This is a genomic window from Enterobacter sp. C3_dUdeg (assembly GCF_057536195.1).
The window spans coordinates 146,602-167,248 of record NZ_BAAKFX010000009.1 but is presented as its reverse complement, the minus strand read 5'-3'; the positions used below and the strand labels follow the sequence as shown (position 1 = coordinate 167,248).

Below are 20,647 nucleotides of genomic sequence, written 5' to 3'. Positions count from 1 at the left end.
CTCCCAAACCAAGGTTTTAGAAAATGCGTGTTTATCCATTAAATGGCATGATTTCCGGTTTTGACGGAGAGAAATACCATGCTTATTGGATACGTACGCGTGTCAACAAATGAACAAAACACCGCCTTACAGCGTGACGCACTACAGCGTTCAGGATGTGAGCTCATTTTTGAAGATAAAATCAGCGGTAAATCGACAAACAGACCGGGACTCAATCGAGCCCTCAGACAACTTAATGCGGGCGATACTCTCGTTGTATGGAAACTTGATCGGCTCGGGCGCAGTATGCGCCACCTCGTTTCAATGACCGAGGAACTACGCCATCGAAGCATTAACTTCCGCAGTTTGACTGATAGCATTGATACCTCAACGCCAATGGGTCGTTTCTTCTTCCATATCATGGGGGCGCTTGCTGAAATGGAGCGTGAACTCATTGTTGAGAGGACGTGCGCCGGGCTAGCCGCAGCGCGGGAACAGGGACGAATTGGTGGCAGACGCCCTAAATTGACGCAGGATGAATGGGCTCAGGCTGGCAGGCTGATTGCTGCCGGGGAATCCCGACAGCGCGTTGCGTTAATTTTTGATGTGGGTATTTCCACGCTTTATAAAAAATTCCCCGCCACGATAGTCGGACAATCGTTGTGCCAGCGGCCGCTGGACAGGGATGGTTAGCTCATAGCAAGCCCAGCCGCGACAATATCACTCACCAACTAACCAAGGAGTTAAACGGATGAGTGATTTTCACCACGGCGTGGAAGTTATCGAAATCAACGATGGCACCCGCACCATTTCCACCGTCTCGACGGCAATCATCGGCATGGTCTGTACGGCCAGCGATGCTGACGACAAGACATTTCCTTTAAACGAGCCCGTGCTCATTACCAACGTGCAAAACGCGATTGCGAAAGCCGGCAAGGCGGGGACGCTGTCCGCTTCTCTGCAAGCGATCGCCGACCAGTGCAAACCGGTTGTCGTTGTTGTTCGCGTGGCCGAAGGTACCGCTGAAACCCCGGAAGAGGCGCGCAAGCAGACCGTTTCCAACATCATCGGTACTACCGATGAAAACGGTAAATATACCGGTCTGAAGGCGCTTCTCACAGCGAAAACGGTAACCGGCGTTAAGCCACGTATTCTCGGCGTGCCGGGGCTGGACTCTCAGGAAGTGGCGACCGCACTGGCCGCCATGTGCCAGAGCCTGCGCGCGTTCGGCTATGTCAGCGCATGGGGATGTAAAACCATTTCTGAAGCGATTAATTATCGCAAAAACTTCAGCCAGCGCGAGCTGATGGTTATCCATCCTGATTTTCTGGCATGGGATACCACCACGAACGCAACGACGACGGCCTGGGCGACCGCCCGCGCGCTTGGCCTGCGCGCCAAAATCGACCAGACCATGGGCTGGCATAAAACCCTGTCAAACGTTGGCGTCAACGGCGTTACTGGCGTAAGCGCCTCTGTCTCCTGGGATCTGCAGGAACAGGCTACCGATGCGAACCTGCTTAACCAGGCTGGCGTCACCACGCTGATTCGCAACGACGGCTTTAAATTCTGGGGTAACCGTACCTGCTCAGACGACCCGTTATTCGTCTTTGAAAACTACACCCGTACCGCGCAGGTGCTGGCCGATACCATGGCGGAAGCGCACGCGTGGGCGATGGATAAACCCATCACGCCAACGCTTATTCGCGACATCGTTTCCGGTATTAACGCCAAGTTCCGCGAGCTGAAAACCAACGGCTATATCGTCGACGGCTCCTGCTGGTATGACCCTGAGTCGAACGATGCATCCACCCTGAAAGCGGGGAAACTGTATATCGATTACGACTACACCCCCGTCCCGCCGCTGGAAAATCTGACCCTGCGCCAGCGCATCACCGATACCTATCTGGCAGACCTGTCAGATTCGGTTAACAGCTAAGGAGCTGAAGCATGGCGTTACCACGCAAACTTAAGTACCTGAATATGTTCAATGATGGCCTGAGCTACATGGGCGTTGTCGAGTCTGTCACCTTACCGAAGCTGACCCGCAAGCTGGAAAAGTATCGCGGCGGCGGTATGCCGGGCTCGGTTTCTGTCGACCTCGGCCTGGACGATGATGCCCTGGCGCTGGAGTGGACCGTTGGCGGCCTGCCGGACGCCGCGCTGTGGGCGCAGTATGCCTCTCCGGGCGCGGACAGCGTGCCGCTGCGCTTTACCGGCTCTTATCAGCGCGATGATACCGGCGAAATCTCCGCCGTCGAAATCGTCATGCGCGGCCGTCATAAAGAGTTTGATGGCGGTGAAAACAAGCAGGGCGAGAGCGGCACCACCAAGATGTCCACCGAGTGCGCTTACTACCAGCTGACCATTGATGGCAAAGAGATCATCGAAATCGACATCATCAACATGGTGCTCAAAGTCGACGGGGTCGATCGCCTGGCAGAACACCGTAAGGCCATCGGCCTGTAACCCTTTAACCGGCCGGGATTACCGGCCGGTGAGTTAACTTTCTGAAGAGTAACGAAATGGAACATATCAACGAGACCGCCATGAACGAAAGTGAAAACCCACACATCGTCACGCTTGATAGCCCCGTTCAGCGCGGCGAGCAAAAAATCGAAAAGGTGACCGTCGCAAAACCCAATGCGGGGACCCTGCGCGGCGTATCGCTGGCGTCGCTGGCGCAATCTGACGTGGATGCGCTGATTAAGGTGCTGCCGCGAATGACCTCGCCGGCGCTGACCGAGCATGAGGTTGCACGCCTGGATGCCTGCGATCTGCTCTCTTTTGCAGGTAAGGTGATCGGTTTTTTGTCACCGGCTTCGGCTCGCTAAAATTTCCCGAAAATGTGTCGGTCGACGATCTGATGGCGGATATCGCGGTGATTTTTCACTGGCCGCCGTCAGAACTGTACTCCCTTAGCGTGACCGAACTCCTCTTATGGCGCGAAAAAGCGCTGCAGCGAAGCGGAAACCACCATGAGTAATAATGTCAGTCTTCAGGAGCTGCTTAAGGCAGTCGACCGGGCAACCCGACCGCTTAACGCTCTCCAGAACGCCAGCCTCACTCTCGCGAGCGATATCCGCGATGCGCAGACGGCGCTGGGGGCGCTCGATGAGCAGGCGGGGCGCATTAACGGCTTCAGAAAAGCAAATGCCCGGCTCGCCACGACGGAGCAGTCGCTTGCTCAGGCGAAACAGCAGGCCGCGGCGCTGGCGGTACAGTTTAAAAACACGCAAAACCCCACCCAGGCGCAGGCTGATGCGCTGACTGCAGCCCGAAAATCGGCAGTCGACCTGAAGCATGAGTACAACAGCTTACGCTACTCGGTACAGCGTCAGCGTACTGAACTCGCTCAGGCGGGAGTGAACACGCGCACGCTCTCGTCGGATGAACGTCGTTTAAAAAGTCACATCAGCGAAAAAACGCAGCAGCTTAACCGACAGCGGGATGCGCTGGCCCGCGTCAATCAGCAGCAGGAGCGGCTGAGTGTCGTTCAGAATCGCTACGAGTCAGGCAAACGCGTTACCGCGCGGGTGCGTCAGCTTGCGAATACGGGCGTGGGCATCGCAAAAGCGGGCTTTGACCAGACGTCCCGGTTTATCGCCCCTGGCATCAGCTTTGAAAAGCAGATGTCGGCCATTCAGGCAAACCTTGGCCTGGCGAAGGGGGATTCCCGGCTTGAGGCCATTCGCCAGCAGGCGCGGGAGGTCAGCGCCAGGACCGGAGTACCTGCAGATACGGTCCTCCGGGCACAAACCGAACTGGCTCGTTCAGGCTATGACGCCGATGGGCTACTTGCGGCCACCGCGCCAACGGTCAACCTCAGCCTGGCGGGGAGTGTCGACGCGGCTAAAGCGGCCGATATGATCGCCAGCACGCAGGCCGCGTATAGCCTGGCCGATGCGGACGCGGGACGCATCGCAGATGTGCTTACGCGCGGTTCTGCCTCTTCGAATACCAGCCTCGCTGCGATGGTGGCGGCCGTCACCTCTGCTGCGCCCGCTGCGGGTGCCGCCGGTATGGGGCTTGAAGAGACCACCGCGCTGCTTGGCGTTCTGGCAGAAAAAGGAATGAAAGGCGCTGCCGCGGGGGACGCGCTCAGCGCGATGTTGCGCCATGTTCAGACTCCGGATGCCATAAAAGCCGCGGGGGCGCTGGCTTCCGCTGCGGGTGATGGATCGCTTGATGAAAAACGCCAGCAGTTGCAGGGGGCAAAGGGCAGTACCGCGCTCGCGGCTTCCGTGCAGACCGATAATCTTGACGGCGATATCAACCGATTCCAGGCCGCGTGGAACGGGTTGAAGATTGATGTATTTGATAAAGCGGATGGCGCTCTGCGCAACCTGATAACAACCGCAACCGGCTGGCTTGGCACGGCCTCCCTTTGGGTGAATGCCAACCCTGAGCTGACGCAGACCCTCGCCAGCATCGTTGTCGGCGCGCAGGCGTTTGCTGGCGTACTGGGCGGCGTAGGCACGGTTCTCGGCCCGGTTCTGACGGGCGTCAATATGGTTATTACCGCGGCCGGGATGTTGGGAACGGTATTCAGCGTGGTGGGCGGCGCCATCATGACGGTGCTGGGGGCCCTTAGCTGGCCGGTGATTGCCCTTGGCGCGGCGATTGCTGCCGGTGCCTTACTGATTTTTAAATACTGGGAGCCCATCAGCGCCTTCTTTGGCGGGGTGATGGAAGGACTTTCGACGGCTTTCGCACCGCTGGGTGCGCTGTTCTCACCGGTAATGGCGGTGTTTGACGCTATCTCGGAGAAGCTGGGCGGTATCTGGCAATGGTTCACCGACTTGATTACGCCGATCAAGGCGACGCAGGAAACGCTGGATGGCTGTAAAAACGCTGGCGTGATTTTTGGTCAGGCGCTGGGCGATGCGTTAATGGCACCGCTCGATCTCTTTAATAGCCTGAGCGGCAAGGCCAGCTGGCTGCTGGAGAAGCTCGGTATTATCAAAAACGAGTCGGGCGATCTCGACGCCGCTGCGGCAAAAGCAGAAGCGGCATCCTCACCGGCGGGCAGCGCTTATATTCCGGGCGCGGGGATCTCTGGCGGCAGCCTGGGGTATCAGCCGACCATCGCTACTGGAGGACGCTCTTACGTCGATCAGAGTAAAAGCGAATATAACATCACGCTGCAGGGGAGCACGGCCTCCGGAACGGATCTGACGCGTCAAATCCGGGAGACGATAGATAGCATTGAACAGGATAAAGCGAGACGGCAGCAATCCAGCTTTATGTATGGTTGAGGAGAGAAAAAATGTTAATGGTGCTGGGTCTGTTTGTCTTTGAACGACGAACCTTACCGTATCAGTCAATGATATTCACAAAAGACTACCGCTGGGCATCCAGCGCTCGCATCGGGAAACCCAAAGCCTGGCAGTACCTTGGCGAAGGTGAGACATCCTTTAGCCTCTCCGGCTTACTTTACCCGGAACTCACGGGAGGGCGGCTTTCCCTCAAGGCGGTTGAGCTGATGGCAAATGAGGGGCGGGCATGGCCGTTGATAGACGGTACCGGCATCATTCACGGCATGTTTGTCATTGAGAAAGTCACGCACACGCATTCGGATTTTTACAGTGACGGTACCGCCCGAAAAATTGAGTTTACCCTGTCGCTAAAACGCGTGGACGAATCGCTGATGACGACGTTTGGCGACCTGCGAACGCAGGCCTCAGAGCTGGTGGAAAGCGCACGGAATAGCATTGGAGGGCTGGTGGGATGATCACCGAAATGAATATCCGGGCGGGTGGAAAAATCGCCCCTGATTTTATGCTTAAGCTTGACGATCGTGATATCACGCAAAATTTCAGCCATCGTCTTATCAGCCTGACCATGACCGACAAACGGGGGCTGGAAGCCGATCAGCTGGATATTCTGCTGGATGATTCCGACGGGCTGCTGGACTTGCCTGCCCGGGGGGCAAGGCTGTCCTTATGGCTGGGATGGGAGGGAACCCCGCTCGAGGAGAAAGGGGACTTTACGATTGATGCGATTCATTTCCGGGGCGCGCCGGACACGCTGACCATCCAGGGATTCAGCGCAGATTTTCGTGGAAAGCTAAACGTGCGGCGCGAACAGTCGTGGCATGACACGACGATTGGCGCGATAGTCGATACCATCGCTCAGCGTAACCAGTTGACCGCCAGCGTCGCGTCGGGGCTTGCATCCATCGCCATCTCTCATATTGACCAGTCTCAGGAGACAGACGCGGCCTTCCTCTCCCGCCTTGCTGAACGTAATGGAGCATTTGTTTCAATCAAAGCCGGGAAGATTATCTTTATGAAAGCGGGCCAGGCCGTGACGGCCAGCGGCACTCCGCTTTCCTTAATGATGATTGAACGTGGGGATGGAGATAAGCACCTTTTTTCCATAGCTGACCGTGAAAATTATTCCGGCGTAACGGCCAAATGGCTGCAAACGCGTGACCCCAAACAACAAAATCCTCAATTGAGTATTGCTCGTCAGTCCGGAGGGCAGCAGACAGAAGCACTGCAGCACCCGGATGCCGCCGCACCGGTAGCGGGAGCAGCAGGCAAGGAGCAGAAACCGCAAGAGAGGCTGGTGGGATCGGCGGAAAACGTATTTGAGCTCACCACGGTTTATGCCTCTGAAGAGCAGGCGCTCAGGGCCGCAGAGGCTAAGTGGCGCGCGCTTCAGCGGGGAACCGTAGAGTTTTCCATCCAGCTTGCCCTGGGACGCGCCGATCTGTTCCCCGAAACGCCGGTGCTGGTAAACGGTTTTAAACGCGTCATCGACGAGCAGGCGTGGATCATCAGCGAGGTGGTGCATACCCTCAACGATAGCGGATTTACCACGCAGCTTAAGCTTGAGCTGAACGTCAGCGACGAAAAATTTACTGTTGATAGTGAGTAATGTAGTTGCTATTGGTTTTATTTTGGGTATTATTGATTCACAAAATGTGAATCAAGTGGAGGGGTACATGTTTCATTGTCCTAAGTGCAAGCACTCTGCGCATGCGCGTACCAGTCGCTATCTAAGTGAAAATACCAAAGAGCGCTATCACCAGTGCACCAATGTAGACTGCAGCTGTACGTTCGTGACGATGGAGTCCGTGGAGCGCCTGATTGCGACCCCGGGCGCCTCTGAGCGTGTCCGAACGGCTTCGCTAAACCACGGTTAGCGGCTGCGTTGCCGGCTCAAAAAATCAATAAAAAAGCCACTCAATTGAGTGGCTTAATCATATGATTCTAAAACTAAAATTTGGTGGCCCCTGCTGGACTTGAACCAGCGACCAAGCGATTATGAGTCGCCTGCTCTAACCACTGAGCTAAGGGGCCGTGGCGGTGAATTATAAAGTAACTCCCCGCAGCAATCCAGCCATTCACACCTGCCTGCTGTTTTTATAAACAACGCATAATCAATCCTTTATACTTCCCTGACGATGTATCGATCGGGAGTAAAGATGATCAACGATATTCTGGCCCCTGGCCTGCGGGTGGTGTTCTGCGGAATCAACCCGGGTAAGTCCTCGGCGCACACCGGTTTTCACTTTGCCCATCCGGGTAATCGCTTCTGGAAGGTGATCTACCAGGCCGGGTTTACCGACAGGCTACTCAAGCCCGAAGAGGAGCAGCATCTGCTGGATACGCGCTGCGGGATCACCATGCTGGTCGAGCGGCCTACGGTGCAGGCAAGCGAGGTCAACCTGCATGAGCTGCGCAGCGGCGGGCGGGAGCTGATCAAGAAGATAGAGGATTATCAGCCCGCCGCGCTGGCGATCCTCGGCAAGCAGGCCTACGAGCAGGCGTTTAGCCAGCGTGGAACGCAGTGGGGCAAGCAGAGCATCATGATTGGCGTGACGCAGGTGTGGGTGCTGCCGAACCCGAGCGGGCTCAACAGGGCGACGCTGGATAAGCTGGTGGAGGCGTATCGGGAGCTGGATGAGGCGCTGATGGTGCGGGGGCTGTAATCCTTTGAGGCCTGATGCCCTCACCCTCACCCTTACTCTTTCCCACAGGGAGAGGGAATAAACAAAAAAAAGCTCCCCGAAGGGAGCTTTTTCACTGTCAGGACCGATTAGTCGTCCAGGAAGCTACGCAGCACTTCAGAGCGGCTTGGATGACGCAGCTTACGCAGCGCCTTCGCTTCGATCTGACGGATACGTTCACGGGTAACGTCGAACTGTTTACCCACTTCTTCCAGCGTGTGGTCGGTGTTCATATCAATACCGAAACGCATACGCAGGACTTTTGCTTCACGGGCGGTCAGGCCAGCCAGAACGTCGTGCGTCGCAGCGCGCAGGCTCTCGGTGGTGGCAGAATCCAGCGGCAGCTCGAGGGTGGTATCCTCGATGAAATCACCCAGATGCGAATCTTCATCATCACCGATTGGTGTTTCCATGGAGATTGGCTCTTTGGCGATCTTCAGCACTTTACGGATCTTGTCTTCCGGCATCAGCATGCGCTCGGCCAACTCTTCCGGCGTCGGCTCGCGGCCCATCTCCTGCAGCATCTGGCGAGAGATACGGTTGAGCTTGTTGATGGTCTCAATCATATGCACCGGGATACGGATGGTGCGCGCCTGATCCGCGATAGAGCGGGTGATAGCCTGACGGATCCACCAGGTTGCGTAGGTGGAGAACTTGTAACCACGACGGTATTCAAACTTATCTACCGCTTTCATCAGACCGATGTTACCTTCCTGAATCAGATCCAGGAACTGCAGACCACGGTTGGTGTATTTCTTGGCGATAGAGATAACCAGACGCAAGTTCGCTTCAACCATCTCTTTCTTCGCTCGGCGGGCTTTCGCTTCACCGATGGACATACGACGGTTGATGTCTTTAACCTGCTCGATGGTCAGGCCGGTCTCTTCTTCAATCTGATGCAGTTTCTGCAGGCCGCGATGCACATCGTCCTTCACGTCGTGCAGTTTTTCAGACCACGGCTTGTTCATCGCGATAGCCGCGTTGAACCAGGTTTCGCTGGTTTCGTTGCCGGTGAAGAGGGTGATGAAGTTCTTCTTCGGCATTTTGCACTGCTCAACGCACAGCTTCATGATGATGCGTTCCTGGGTACGTACGCGATCCATCATCACGCGCATGCTGTTCACCAGGTAGTCGAACTGTTTTGGCACCAGGCGGAACTGTTTGAAGACTTCAGACAGCTTCAGGATCTCTTCCTGAGCGGCGGCATGGCTGCGGCCTTTCGCTTTGATGGTGTCACGCGTCACTTCGTACTGGGTACGCAGCTCGGCAAATTTCTCACGCGCCAGCTCCGGGTCGATGCTGTTGTCATCGTCCGCGGTGTCGTCGTCGCTCTCTTCCTCATCTTCGTCTTCGTCATCATCCATCTCTTCCTGAGACAGTTCTGAACCGACGTGAGTGGCGGTTGGCGCCATATCTTCTTCAGCGTTCGGGTCGACAAAACCGGTGATCAGGTCAGACAGGCGCGCTTCTTCCGCTTCAACGCGATCGTACTGCTCCAGCAGATAGGTGATCGCTTCCGGGTACTCGGCAACAGAGCACTGAACCTGGTTGATCCCGTCTTCGATGCGTTTTGCGATGTCAATTTCGCCTTCGCGGGTCAACAGTTCAACGGTACCCATTTCGCGCATGTACATGCGGACCGGGTCAGTGGTACGCCCGATTTCAGATTCCACGCTGGACAGTACCTGTGCAGCAGCTTCTTCCGCATCTTCGTCAGTGTTGTTGGAGGTTTCAGCCAGCAACAGATCATCGGCATCCGGTGCTTCTTCCATCACCTGAATGCCCATGTCATTGATCATTTGGATGATATCTTCGATTTGATCTGAATCGACGATATCTTCCGGCAGATGGTCATTGACCTCGGCATAGGTCAGATAGCCTTGCTCCTTACCACGTTGGACAAGAAGTTTCAGCTGTGACTGCGGGTTTTGCTCCATAAGACGGTATCCACACTTAATTCGTTTGATTGGTGTCGGCGATGGGGCTGCCAACCTTTAAAGCGAGGGCGTACTTATATTTTTGCCGCTGCCTCTCAGTGCGGCTGCCGGGGGCTTCCCGATCGATATTCGGCACTTAAGCCGTTAAATTTTTTATTTCTTCGCCAGTTCCTGGTTAATCATCCAGAGCTCCCGGCGTTCTTCGCTGCTTAAACCGTGTGTGCGCTCGCGAGCAATCAACTCTTCCTGGCGCAGCTCAAGCATCGAATCAAACATATGGTTGAGTGAGTCGGTGAACGTTTTTTCTGCAATGTCCTTATCTGCTATATCGTCCCACATCGACAATTTTTCAAGGGTAGCGGCCTCTTTTGTGCCGCGATAGTGCTCTAAAAGTTGTCCGGTGGTCAGACCTGGCTGAGACAAACACGTATTGACCAGTTCTGAAAATAAGCCAAGTCCGGGCAATTTTTCGTGGTTTAAACCCGCCAGAGATGGCACCTGCGGCGCAAGCTCGGGGTTTTGGACCAGCAACCCTATCAGTATACGCATGGTTGTGCGTTTTAGCTGAGGCGCGGGGCGAACCGCACCGTTTTCAGCCTGTTTTGGCATTAAACGTTCAAGCTGGCTGTCATCCAGAATGCCGAGCTTGTTGCCTAACTCCTGACGCAGATAGATGCGAAGCGTTTCGCCGGGCACCTGGCTGATTAACGGCAACGCCAGCGTACTGAGCTGCGCGCGCCCGTCAGGGGTACTCAAATCGACCTGCGGCATCAGGCTGTTAAACAAAAACGTGGAGAGCGGCTGAGCCTGCTCCATCCGCGCTTCAAACGCCGCTTTGCCCTCTTTACGCACCAGCGTATCCGGGTCTTCACCGTCGGGCAGAAACATAAAGCGTAGCTGACGCCCGTCGGTCATATAGGGTAGCGCGGTTTCCAGCGCGCGCCAGGCGGCGTCGCGCCCTGCGCGGTCACCGTCGTAACAGCAGATGACGTTGTTGGTCACCCTGAACAGCAGTTGAATATGATCGGCGGTGGTGGACGTTCCTAACGACGCAACCGCGTAGTTGATGTCGTACTGCGCCAGGGCCACGACGTCCATATAGCCTTCGACGACCAGAAGACGCGGAGGTTCCGCATTATTCTGCTGCGCCTCATAAAGGCCGTACAGCTGGCGGCCCTTATGGAAAATATCGGTTTCCGGGGAGTTGAGGTATTTCGGCAGGGCATCACCCAGCACGCGACCACCAAAACCAATTACCCGGCCACGCTTGTCGCGGATCGGGAACATCACCCGTTCGCGGAAGCGGTCGTAGCTTCGTCCCTGGTCGTTGGTGACCAGCATGCCTGCATCGATGAGAGACTTACGATCTTCGCTATTGCCGCCAAAACGCTTTAACACGTTGTCCCAGCCGGGCGGGGCGTAACCAATAGCGAAACGCGCAATGACATCGTCGCTCAGTCCGCGCTTGTTCAGATACTGACGCGCAGGCTCAGCCGCAGAGTGCTTAAGAGACTGTTGGTAAAACGAATTCAGGCCATCCATCAGTTGATACAGCGTTTGCCGTTGATGGCGCTCGATCTGACTTGGCCCACTGCCTGCTTCATACGGCACTTCAAGGTTATGCATCGCCGCCAGCTCTTCGACGGTTTCAACGAACTCGAGCTTGTCGTAGTTCATCAAAAAATCGACGGCATTACCGTGTGCGCCACAGCCGAAGCAATGGTAGAACTGCTTTTCACCGTTTACGGTGAAGGAGGGGGTTTTTTCGTTATGGAACGGACAGCACGCATGGTAGTTCTTGCCCTGCTTTTTTAGCTTTACCCGCGCGTCGATGAGATCGACGATGTCGGTTCTGGCAAGCAGGTCATTGATGAAAACGCGTGGGATTCTTCCGGCCATATGCCCCGTTATTTTTAGTGACTCATAAACGAAAACAAGCCGCGCATTCCTTCCGGAAGCACGGCCTTACGACTATTACTCTGTCTGTCAATTGAGGGCTGAGGCCCTCAACCAATTAGTACAGACGAGTACGGCGTGCGTTTTCGCGAGCCAGTTTCTTCGCGTGACGTTTCACAGCGGAAGCTTTAGCGCGCTTACGTTCGGTCGTTGGTTTTTCATAAAACTCACGACGACGAACTTCAGCCAGAACACCTGCTTTCTCGCATGAACGTTTGAAGCGACGCAGTGCTACGTCGAACGACTCGTTTTCACGTACTTTAATTACCGGCATGTAACTCTCACCTTTAATAAATTCGGTTTGCCGCTGGCATCAACGCCAGCTTATTTCAAAATGGTGCGGAATTTTACTGCAAATGCTGCTGCTTTGTAAAGCACCGATGCGATTTTGAAAGGGACTTTAATAAGGGTGAGGAGTATACACGAGCCTTCTTCCTGGGGCGAACAAAGTTTTACATCAACCCGCCCAGGCTCTACACTGCGCGGTATTGAAACGAGGTAAAACAAGTCATGCGTGTACTGGGTATTGAAACATCCTGCGATGAAACCGGCATCGCCATTTACGACGACGAAAAAGGGCTTCTGGCCAACCAGCTGTATAGTCAGGTGAAATTGCACGCTGACTACGGCGGCGTCGTACCTGAACTGGCCTCTCGTGACCACGTGCGTAAAACGGTTCCCCTGATTCAGGCGGCGCTGAAAGAGGCCGGGTTGAGTTCAAACGATATCGACGCTGTGGCCTATACCGCAGGCCCGGGCCTGGTCGGCGCGCTGCTGGTCGGCGCGACGGTTGGCCGTTCGCTGGCGTTTGCGTGGGATGTGCCGGCGATCCCGGTTCACCATATGGAAGGGCATCTTCTGGCGCCGATGCTGGAAGAGAATCCACCTGAGTTCCCGTTTGTGGCGCTGCTGGTCTCCGGCGGTCATACGCAGCTGATTAGCGTAACGGGGATTGGCAAGTACGAGCTGCTGGGCGAGTCGATCGACGACGCCGCCGGTGAAGCGTTCGATAAAACCGCCAAGCTGCTGGGTCTGGATTATCCGGGCGGCCCGATGCTGTCGAAAATGGCGTCGCAGGGAACGGAAGGGCGCTTTGTCTTCCCGCGTCCGATGACCGACCGTCCAGGGCTGGATTTCAGCTTCTCCGGGCTGAAAACCTTCGCGGCGAATACGATTCGCAATAACGATGACAGCGAGCAGACCCGCGCCGATATCGCCCGCGCGTTCGAAGATGCGGTGGTGGACACGCTGATGATCAAGTGCAAGCGCGCGCTGGATCAGACCGGCTTTAAGCGTCTGGTGATGGCTGGTGGCGTGAGCGCTAACCGCACGCTGCGCGCGAAGCTCGCCGAGATGATGCAAAAGCGTCGCGGGGAAGTGTTCTATGCCCGTCCGGAATTCTGCACCGACAACGGCGCGATGATCGCTTACGCCGGAATGGTGCGCCTGAACGCGGGCGCAACGTCCGACCTGAGCGTGTCCGTGCGTCCGCGCTGGCCGCTGGCGGAACTGCCGGAGGCGTAATCCCTCACCCTAACCCTCTCCCACAGGGAGAGGGTATTATGGCCCTACACCCGCAACATCCCTTTCTCTTCCAGAAACGCAATAATCGTCGCCAGACCGTCGCCCGCTTTCAGGTTGGTAAAGGTCCACGGGCGCTCGCCGCGCATGCGGTTGGTGTCGCGCTCCATCACCTCCAGCGACGCACCGACGTACGGCGCGAGGTCGGTTTTATTGATCACCAGAAAATCGGATTTGGTGATCCCCGGCCCGCCCTTGCGCGGGATTTTTTCCCCTTCGGCCACGTCGATCACGTAGATGGTCAGATCCGCCAGCTCCGGGCTGAACGTCGCGCTCAGGTTGTCTCCGCCGCTTTCCACGAAGATCAGATCCAGATTGCCGAACTTCTCGCTTAACGCCTCCACCGCCGCCAGGTTCATCGACGCATCTTCACGAATGGCGGTATGCGGGCAGCCGCCCGTTTCCACGCCCACGATGCGCTCCGGCTCCAGCGCGCCTGCCTCGGTGAGGATGCGCTGATCCTCTTTGGTGTAGATATCGTTCGTGACCACCGCCAGGTGATACGTGTCGCGCATCGCCTTGCAGAGCGCTTCCAGCAGCGCGGTTTTGCCCGATCCTACCGGGCCGCCCACGCCTACGCGCAGGGGATGTTTGTAATCAGCCATGTTGACTCCTCAGGAACGGAATAGTCGTGAATATTGGGTTTCGTGGCGCGCGGAGGCGATGGCGGACAGCGGCGTTGCTGCCCCCAGCGCGTCGTCGCTGCGTAAAAATGCCTGTTCAAGCCCGGCGGCGTAATGGTCGCCCAGTTCGATAATCAGCTGCTGCGCGGCCTGTTGCCCAAACGGCACCAGCTTGACGCCCGCCATCACCGCGCTCTCCATCCAGCTGTAGCCGAGGCTCAGCGCCAGCTCGTGCGCGCTAATGCCCCAGCGCACGCCGAGCCAGGCCATGCCGCAGAGCTGGCTTTGCATAAACAGCGGCAGCCATTCGGGCGGACAGTCAGGTTCCCAGCTTTTAATCAGCCGCGTAAACGCCGCCCCACGGTTGCGCTCCTCTTCGCGCAGCTCGCGCGTTTCCCGGCAGGCGAGAAGGTATGCCGTCCAGCGTTTTGCTTTTGTAAGAGAGCGTTGCTCACAGGCCTGATAAAGACGGATAAACAGCGGCAGATCGACGCAGAAAAAGCTCTGCTCCATCTGGTGGATTTGCCAGCGTTTGAACGCGTCGGCGTCGGTGACCCAGCCTGCCTCAACGGCCCACTCCAGCCCCTGCGACCAGGTAAACGACCCGACCGGCAGGCTGCTGCTTGAGAGCTGCATCAGGCGTAGCCTCTGGCGGGCGTGTTCCATCAGCTCATCAGCGCCAGCAGGGCGGAGACAATCAGCCCGCCGCCGAAGGTTTTACGCAGGCCGTCGTGACGGCGCAGCAGCAGCCCCGCAGCAAAGCTGGCGCACAGCACCGTGGCGCTGGCGAGCATAAAGCCGCTGGTGAAGAGCCAGAAGCTGTGGCCAGACATCTCCACGCCGTGCGCCCAGCCGTGGAACATCGCCAGGGCAGGTACCGCCAGCAGCAGACGGTTTTCAGTTTTAAACATCATCACGCCGGATACCGCCAGCGAGGCGATAATCAGCATCTCCATGCCGCTGAAGCCGCCGAGCAGGCTGCCCGCAATGGCGCCGACAAGCATCATCCCGAGGGTGGCAAACGGCAGCAGGAGTTTGCGGCCGCTCAGGGCCGAGAGCACGCCAGCACCGGTGAGCATCAGCAGGTGATCGAGCCCTGTCAGCGGGTGGAGAAAACCGGCCTGAAAGCTGTCGGTACCGTGGCCGGGATGCGCGAGCGCGGGAACGGAAAAAGCCAGCAGTAACAGCGGTAAATACTTGCGCATGATGGATCCTTAATGTGAATGAGCGTGAGAATGGCTGTGGCTGTGGGCATCGCTGGCGTAAGCGCCCGCTTCCGGTTCAAACGGCAGGCTGGCGTAGGTCACGTCCAGCCCGAACTGGCGCAGCATGTCGTCGAGAACGTGGTCGTGGTGATAGCGCAGCTCGCCGGGCATGATCTGCAGCGGCACGTGGCGGTTGCCCAGGTGGTAGCAGGCGCGGGCGAGCAGGAACGGATCGGCGCAGCGCACCACGGATACGGACTCCGGGGCGGCGATCACCTCGACAACCTCGCTGCCGTCGTCGGTAGTCAGCAGGTCGCCCCCGCGCAGCAGCAGGCCGCGCGGCAGCATCAGCCCGGCTTCGCGTCCGTCGTTCAGCGCTACGCGGGCGCGGCTTTTCACCCGCACGTCAATCGGCAGCGTGACGCTGGCGGTAATCGGGTGCGCATGGTCCAGGCGTTGGGTTAAATAGATCATCATCACTCCTCAAAACAGGAAATAGCGTTGCGCCATCGGCAGAACGTCAGCCGGTTCGCTGGTTATCAGTTCATCGTCGACGCGCACCTCGTAGGTTTGCGAGTCCACGGTGATATTCGGCTGCAGGCCGTTGTGGATCATGTCCGCCTTTTTCACCGTCCGGCAGCCTTTCACCACCGCGGTGGCGCTCTGCAGGTTGAGCTGCTGCGGAATGCCGTTCGCACTGGCGGCCTGCGAGATAAACGTCAGTCGGGTAGCGTGGCGCGCGGCGCCCAGCGCGCCAAACATCGGGCGGTAATGCACCGGCTGCGGCGTGGGGATCGAGGCGTTGATATCGCCCATCGGCGCGCAGGCGATCATCCCGCCCTTGACGATGGTGGCGGGTTTGACGCCGAAGAACGCCGGAGACCAGACCACGAGATCCGCCAGCTTGCCCGCCTCAATCGAACCGACTTCATGGGCGATGCCGTGGGTGAGCGCCGGGTTAATGGTGTATTTGGCGACATAGCGCTTCACGCGGAAGTTGTCGTTATCGCCGGTCTCTTCCGGCAGGGCGCCGCGCTGGACCTTCATGCGGTGCGCCACCTGCCAGGTGCGGATAATCACTTCCCCGACGCGGCCCATGGCCTGCGAATCTGACGAGGTGAGCGAGAACGCGCCGATGTCGTGCAGCACGTCTTCAGCGGCGATGGTTTCACGACGAATGCGGGATTCGGCAAACGCTACGTCCTCGGCGATATCCGGATCGAGGTGATGGCAAACCATCAGCATGTCGAGATGCTCGTCGATGGTGTTCACCGTGTAGGGCAAGGTCGGGTTGGTGGAAGAGGGCAGAATATTCGGATGCGCGCAGGCGGTGATGATATCCGGCGCGTGGCCGCCGCCCGCGCCTTCGGTGTGGAAAGTGTGGATTGTGCGTCCGGCGATGGCTGCCAGCGTGTCTTCGACAAACCCGGACTCGTTCAGCGTGTCGCTGTGCAGCGCCACCTGAATATCCATCTCGTCAGCCACCTCCAGCGAGCAGTTAATTGCCGCGGGCGTCGCGCCCCAGTCTTCGTGGATCTTCAGCCCGATGGCGCCCGCGGCAATCTGCTCGCGCAGGGCGTCCGGGCTGGAGCCGTTACCCTTGCCGAGCAGGCCAATATTCACCGGCAGCGTATCGGCAGCCTGCAGCATGCGGGCGATATACCATGGCCCCGGCGTGCAGGTGGTGGCGTTGGTGCCCGCCGCCGGTCCGGTGCCGCCGCCGATCATGGTGGTGACGCCGGAAACCAGCGCCTCTTCCGCCTGCTGCGGGCAGATCCAGTGGATGTGGGTGTCGATCCCGCCGGCGGTGACGATCTTCCCCTCGGCGGCAATGACTTCCGTTGCCGCGCCAATGGGGATCGTCACGCCGGGCTGAATGTCCGGGTTCCCGGCTTTGCCGACGGCGAAGATCCGTCCGTCCTTGACGCCGATATCGGCTTTTACGATCCCCCAGTGATCGACGATCAGCGCGTTGGTAAGAACCAGATCCACGCAGCCGTCAGCGGTCATCTGCCCCTGACCCATGCCGTCGCGGATCACCTTTCCGCCGCCGAACTTGACCTCTTCGCCGTAGACCGTGAGATCGTCTTCCACTTCGATCCACAGCTCGCTGTCGGCCAGCCGCACTTTATCTCCGGTGGTGGGGCCGAACATATCGGCATACGCCCGGCGCGAAATCTCAGCCATGTTTCACCTCGCCCATCACCTCGCCGCGAAAGCCGAAAATGCGCTGCGCCCCCGTGACCTGAACCAGCGTCACTTCCCGCTTCTGGCCGGGCTCGAAGCGTACGGCGGTGCCCGCCGGGATGTTCAGTCGGTAGCCTTTGGAGGCTTCCCGATCGAACTTCAGCGCCGGGTTGACCTCGTAAAAGTGGTAGTGCGATCCGACCTGGATCGGCCTGTCGCCGTGATTTTCGACAACCACGCGTTGGGTTTCACGCCCGACGTTGAGGGCAATCGTTCCGGGCTGGATCTGGTATTCACCTGGGATCATCACGCGCTCCTTAGACGATCGGGTTGTGGACGGTGACGAGCTTCGATCCGTCCGGGAAGGTGGCTTCGACCTGAATATCCGGGATCATCTCCGGGACGCCCTCCATGACCTGGTCGCGCCTCAGGACGTGGCGGCCCGCTTCCATCAGCGAGGCGACGGTTTCGCCATCGCGCGCGCCTTCCATAATGAAGGCGCTGATCAGCGCGACCGATTCCGGGTAATTGAGCTTTACCCCGCGCGCGAGGCGGCGTTCGGCAACCAGCGCGGCGGTGAACAGCAACAGCTTGTCTTTTTCTCTGGGGGTCAGTTCCATAATGTTTCTCTTATGTCTGCCAGATACGCGGCGAACAGGCGGTTTTGGTGGTGAGAAGCGGGCGAAGCGACTGCCAGATGTCGCGCATCACCCGCTGGCAAATCAGGTTGTCGTTGGAGAGAAAACGCACCGACAGCAGGTCATCGGTGAGCGTTGCACCTGCATAATTTTCCAGCGGTGCGAGCCGTTCGCGCACCGCGTCGAGATGTTCTTCTTTGGCCGGATAGAACAGCAGCGTGCCGAGCCACGGATGTCCGGCGACGGGCGTGAGATCGCCGTCGCTAAGATGCTGACGCTCGATCAGGCGCGGTTCGTCTTCAACCCAGATTTCAAGGCGGCTTTCCAGCGTGCCGTGGCTAAAGGTCTCACCGATCACCGGACGCCCCAGGCAGTACAGCTCCCACGCCAGCAGCGTGCTGGAGGCCTTCAGGTGGAAGACGGAGCGCAGCGCGGCATTCGCGCCGGGGAAGATAATGGTGTCCTGCGGGAGCCACTCCAGCGTGGAATCTTCATCGAGGTAAAAATGCTGGTTCAGACGCGCCTGCGGGCCGCTGCTGCGATAGAACTTGCTCGCCCCGGGCATGGTGATGAGCGCGTGGCTTTTGGCGTCCAGCCGAACGGAAATGTCCAGCGTATCGCCGCCCACGATCCCGCCGGGCGGGTGCAGAAGGTAAAGGTGGCAGGTTTCCCCTTCGGGGTAAAACGGACGTTGAACGGTGAGCGGCCCGACGTGGTGGGCGGAGTGCAGGAGGGTTTTCTCAGGGGTGTGACAAAACTGCAGGGCAAGCGACGCCTGCCAGCCTTTATACGTATTATCAGTGACCTGAGCTGCTAACATGCTGCATCCATTTCCACACCATCGGGATACGTTTCAGTATGCCCTGGCGGAAATGAAGGCTGTCATACGAGTCGCTTATGGATGGCCAGGCAGGAGAAATACAAAAGCACGGCCGGGGCCGTGCTCTGTAGATGAATGACGATCCTACTTCAGGTGTTCATGCAATGCTGCACCTGCCTGCTCAAGGGCAACTTTCACCGTTGGCTCCTGGCTCAGCGGGTTAAGCAGGCCGTAGTCGTGGATCATGCCGTTATAGCGCGTGACGGTCACCGGGACGCCAGCCGCATCCAGTTTACGCCCGAATGCTTCACCTTCATCCCGCAGAACGTCCAGCTCCGCTGTCTGGATCAGCGTCTCGGGGAAGCCTTTCAGCTGCGCGGTGCTGGCGCGAAGCGGAGAGGCAAGGATATTGTTGCGATCGGCAGCGCTGGTGGTGTAGTTATCCCAGAACCATTTCATCATGTTTTTCGACAGGAAATAGCCATTTTCGAACTGGTTATACGAGGCAGTATCAAAGTTCGCATCGGTAACCGGCCAGAGCATGACGTTGTAGCGAATCTTTGGCCCATTGAACTGTTTGGCCTGCAGCGCCACCGAAGCCACCATGTTGCCGCCCACGCTGTTACCCACCAGACCCAGACGGCTACCGTCCACGCCAATTTCCTGACCGTGCCCGGCGACCCATTTTGTCGCTTCATAGGCCTGATTAATTGCTACCGGGAAATGGGCCTCAGGTGACGGAGTGTAATCGACGTAAACCGCAGCGGCACCCGAAGCGCGAACGAGGTCGCGGATTAAGCGTTCGTGGGTAGGGAAGTCACCCAGCACCCAGCCGCCGCCGTGAAAGAACATAAAAGCGGGGAGCGTGCCGCTGGCGTTTTCAGGTTTCACTATTTTCAGTTTTATCGCCTGGCCATTTACCTGGATCGTTTTTTCAGAGACCTGAGCGGGCGGCAGTTTTGCGCCTTGCTGTGCGCCAATCAGTACCTGGCGGGCCTCCTGCGGGGTCATCTGTTCCATTGGCTTACCCTTGCCGGAATTCAAAACATTAAGAAATGCCTGTACGCCTGCGGTCGGGGTTGGGGTATTGGTGGTTTGAGCGGATGCCGCAGCTGACGCGAAGACTGAAGAAACCAGGATGGCGGTTAGTGTTTTCATGGTAGTACCTCTTTAAGCGTATTTGATCGGATGAGATAACTATGTAGTGCGCTATTTAGTTGTTGGTATAATACTTTCGCGCAAGATACTTTTAGTCAAACATTATTTATAATTTTTTCAGGAAACCGATTCGGAGTTGATAGAAAAATGAAAGAAAACAAAACACTAGACGATTTACTTTGTTTCTCGCTGTACTCGGTCACCAACGCGTTCGTTCGCCAGTATCGCCCTTTACTGCAAGAGATGGATCTAACCTATCCGCAATTCGTTGTTTTGATGGCGCTTTATGAGAAAGACAACATCCCACTTCGCGATCTCAGCGATAAGACATTTTTTGATTCGGGCACATTGACCCCGCTTGTACAAAAGCTTGAGGCAAAAGGATTTCTCAACCGTATCGCGGTTGTGGGTGATGAAAGGATGAAAAATGTTGTACTGACCGACAAGGCCAAAGACCTGAAGAAACGGGTGATGGCATTGCCGGACCAGATTCGCTGCAACATGCGGATGAATGACGATGAGCTTGAGACGCTAAAAAAACTCTCCCGGACGCTGCTCGACGATTTGTAAGAACCCTTCGGCGGGGTGAACCCACCGAAGTGA

24 protein-coding genes and 1 tRNA gene are annotated in these 20,647 nt (G+C 57.4%); 12 read left to right on the top strand and 13 right to left on the bottom strand.

The genetic code is table 11. The features are described 5' to 3' along the window. Nucleotides 1–78 precede the first annotated feature (78 nt). From AC27FC_RS18310 to AC27FC_RS18270, 9 genes are all read left to right on the top strand, one after another. Entirely contained in the window at nucleotides 79–672 is a 594-nt protein-coding gene (locus tag AC27FC_RS18310; RefSeq protein WP_094934438.1) for a recombinase family protein, read from the top strand. 58 nt (nucleotides 673–730) lie between these two features. Next, nucleotides 731–1,918: a phage tail sheath protein gene (locus AC27FC_RS18305; RefSeq protein WP_033146683.1), complete on the top strand. Its 1,188-nt coding sequence runs from the start codon at nucleotides 731–733 to the stop codon at nucleotides 1,916–1,918. A gap of 11 nt (nucleotides 1,919–1,929) precedes the next feature. Continuing rightward, nucleotides 1,930–2,448, top strand: a complete 519-nt coding sequence (locus AC27FC_RS18300; RefSeq protein ID WP_023309235.1) for a phage major tail tube protein — start codon at nucleotides 1,930–1,932, stop codon at nucleotides 2,446–2,448. A gap of 56 nt (nucleotides 2,449–2,504) precedes the next feature. After that, entirely contained in the window at nucleotides 2,505–2,813 is a 309-nt protein-coding gene (locus AC27FC_RS18295; protein WP_033146681.1) for a phage tail assembly protein, read from the top strand. A 32-nt stretch (nucleotides 2,814–2,845) separates the two neighbouring features. After that, entirely contained in the window at nucleotides 2,846–2,965 is a 120-nt protein-coding gene (locus tag AC27FC_RS18290) for a GpE family phage tail protein (RefSeq protein WP_023616176.1), read from the top strand. After that, a complete protein-coding gene (locus tag AC27FC_RS18285; protein WP_487160255.1) occupies nucleotides 2,958–5,237 on the top strand; it encodes a phage tail tape measure protein in 2,280 nt (759 codons plus the stop codon). Before AC27FC_RS18290 ends, AC27FC_RS18285 begins: the two co-directional genes overlap by 8 nt. Nucleotides 5,238–5,248: 11 nt before the next feature. Next, on the top strand, nucleotides 5,249–5,713 hold the full coding sequence (locus AC27FC_RS18280; protein WP_023309232.1) for a phage tail protein: 465 nt from the start codon (nucleotides 5,249–5,251) through the stop codon (nucleotides 5,711–5,713). Next, nucleotides 5,710–6,864, top strand: a complete 1,155-nt coding sequence (locus AC27FC_RS18275) for a phage late control D family protein (RefSeq protein ID WP_094934435.1) — start codon at nucleotides 5,710–5,712, stop codon at nucleotides 6,862–6,864. Before AC27FC_RS18280 ends, AC27FC_RS18275 begins: the two co-directional genes overlap by 4 nt. 67 nt (nucleotides 6,865–6,931) lie before the next feature. Next, nucleotides 6,932–7,132, top strand: coding sequence for an ogr/Delta-like zinc finger family protein (locus AC27FC_RS18270; RefSeq protein WP_029741756.1), 201 nt, complete (start codon nucleotides 6,932–6,934; stop codon nucleotides 7,130–7,132). Nucleotides 7,133–7,213: 81 nt separating this feature from the next. On the opposite strand, the gene AC27FC_RS18265 is transcribed toward AC27FC_RS18270, so the two are convergent. Then, a tRNA-Ile gene (locus AC27FC_RS18265) sits at nucleotides 7,214–7,289 on the bottom strand. 125 nt (nucleotides 7,290–7,414) lie between these two features. Here AC27FC_RS18265 and mug point away from each other — a divergent pair. Next, a complete protein-coding gene (gene mug / locus AC27FC_RS18260) occupies nucleotides 7,415–7,921 on the top strand; it encodes a G/U mismatch-specific DNA glycosylase (RefSeq protein WP_029741755.1) in 507 nt (168 codons plus the stop codon). 107 nt (nucleotides 7,922–8,028) lie between these two features. Here mug and rpoD read toward each other — a convergent pair whose 3' ends face one another. From rpoD to rpsU, 3 genes are all read right to left on the bottom strand, one after another. Further along, nucleotides 8,029–9,876 carry an RNA polymerase sigma factor RpoD gene (rpoD, locus tag AC27FC_RS18255; RefSeq protein ID WP_023309228.1) on the bottom strand — a complete coding sequence of 616 codons (1,848 nt, stop codon included), beginning with the start codon at nucleotides 9,874–9,876 and terminating at the stop codon, nucleotides 8,029–8,031. A 153-nt stretch (nucleotides 9,877–10,029) separates the two neighbouring features. After that, a complete protein-coding gene (gene dnaG / locus AC27FC_RS18250) occupies nucleotides 10,030–11,775 on the bottom strand; it encodes a DNA primase (RefSeq protein WP_023333458.1) in 1,746 nt (581 codons plus the stop codon). 115 nt (nucleotides 11,776–11,890) lie between these two features. After that, on the bottom strand, nucleotides 11,891–12,106 hold the full coding sequence (rpsU, locus tag AC27FC_RS18245) for a 30S ribosomal protein S21 (protein ID WP_487160254.1): 216 nt from the start codon (nucleotides 12,104–12,106) through the stop codon (nucleotides 11,891–11,893). A gap of 236 nt (nucleotides 12,107–12,342) precedes the next feature. Between rpsU and tsaD the strand changes: the two genes are divergently transcribed. Beyond that, nucleotides 12,343–13,356, top strand: a complete 1,014-nt coding sequence (gene tsaD, locus AC27FC_RS18240) for a tRNA (adenosine(37)-N6)-threonylcarbamoyltransferase complex transferase subunit TsaD (RefSeq protein ID WP_029741753.1) — start codon at nucleotides 12,343–12,345, stop codon at nucleotides 13,354–13,356. Nucleotides 13,357–13,400: 44 nt separating this feature from the next. Here the strand turns inward: tsaD and ureG are convergent, their stop codons facing one another. The 9 genes from ureG to AC27FC_RS18195 form a co-directional block, all read right to left on the bottom strand. Next, nucleotides 13,401–14,018 carry an urease accessory protein UreG gene (gene ureG / locus AC27FC_RS18235; protein WP_014071813.1) on the bottom strand — a complete coding sequence of 206 codons (618 nt, stop codon included), beginning with the start codon at nucleotides 14,016–14,018 and terminating at the stop codon, nucleotides 13,401–13,403. 9 nt (nucleotides 14,019–14,027) lie between these two features. Beyond that, entirely contained in the window at nucleotides 14,028–14,702 is a 675-nt protein-coding gene (locus AC27FC_RS18230; RefSeq protein ID WP_196355086.1) for an urease accessory protein UreF, read from the bottom strand. Next, on the bottom strand, nucleotides 14,702–15,241 hold the full coding sequence (locus AC27FC_RS18225) for a HupE/UreJ family protein (protein ID WP_029741751.1): 540 nt from the start codon (nucleotides 15,239–15,241) through the stop codon (nucleotides 14,702–14,704). Before AC27FC_RS18225 ends, AC27FC_RS18230 begins: the two co-directional genes overlap by 1 nt. Before the next feature lie 9 nt (nucleotides 15,242–15,250). Beyond that, a complete protein-coding gene (gene ureE, locus AC27FC_RS18220; protein ID WP_196355099.1) occupies nucleotides 15,251–15,715 on the bottom strand; it encodes an urease accessory protein UreE in 465 nt (154 codons plus the stop codon). A 9-nt stretch (nucleotides 15,716–15,724) separates the two neighbouring features. Beyond that, nucleotides 15,725–17,428 (bottom strand): urease subunit alpha, encoded by a 1,704-nt coding sequence (ureC, locus tag AC27FC_RS18215; RefSeq protein WP_094935300.1) that lies wholly within the window; start codon nucleotides 17,426–17,428, stop codon nucleotides 15,725–15,727. Then, the gene (locus AC27FC_RS18210) at nucleotides 17,421–17,735 is read right to left on the bottom strand and encodes an urease subunit beta (RefSeq protein ID WP_143346475.1); all 315 of its coding nucleotides are present in this window, start codon (nucleotides 17,733–17,735) and stop codon (nucleotides 17,421–17,423) included. The genes ureC and AC27FC_RS18210 overlap by 8 nt, the downstream gene beginning before the upstream one ends. 10 nt (nucleotides 17,736–17,745) lie before the next feature. Beyond that, nucleotides 17,746–18,048: an urease subunit gamma gene (locus AC27FC_RS18205; protein WP_006811999.1), complete on the bottom strand. Its 303-nt coding sequence runs from the start codon at nucleotides 18,046–18,048 to the stop codon at nucleotides 17,746–17,748. A gap of 10 nt (nucleotides 18,049–18,058) precedes the next feature. Continuing rightward, entirely contained in the window at nucleotides 18,059–18,886 is an 828-nt protein-coding gene (locus tag AC27FC_RS18200) for an urease accessory protein UreD (protein WP_196355085.1), read from the bottom strand. A gap of 144 nt (nucleotides 18,887–19,030) precedes the next feature. Beyond that, entirely contained in the window at nucleotides 19,031–20,044 is a 1,014-nt protein-coding gene (locus AC27FC_RS18195; RefSeq protein WP_033146672.1) for an alpha/beta hydrolase, read from the bottom strand. A gap of 147 nt (nucleotides 20,045–20,191) precedes the next feature. Between AC27FC_RS18195 and AC27FC_RS18190 the strand changes: the two genes are divergently transcribed. Beyond that, entirely contained in the window at nucleotides 20,192–20,614 is a 423-nt protein-coding gene (locus AC27FC_RS18190; protein WP_033146671.1) for a MarR family winged helix-turn-helix transcriptional regulator, read from the top strand. Nucleotides 20,615–20,647 lie beyond the last annotated feature (33 nt).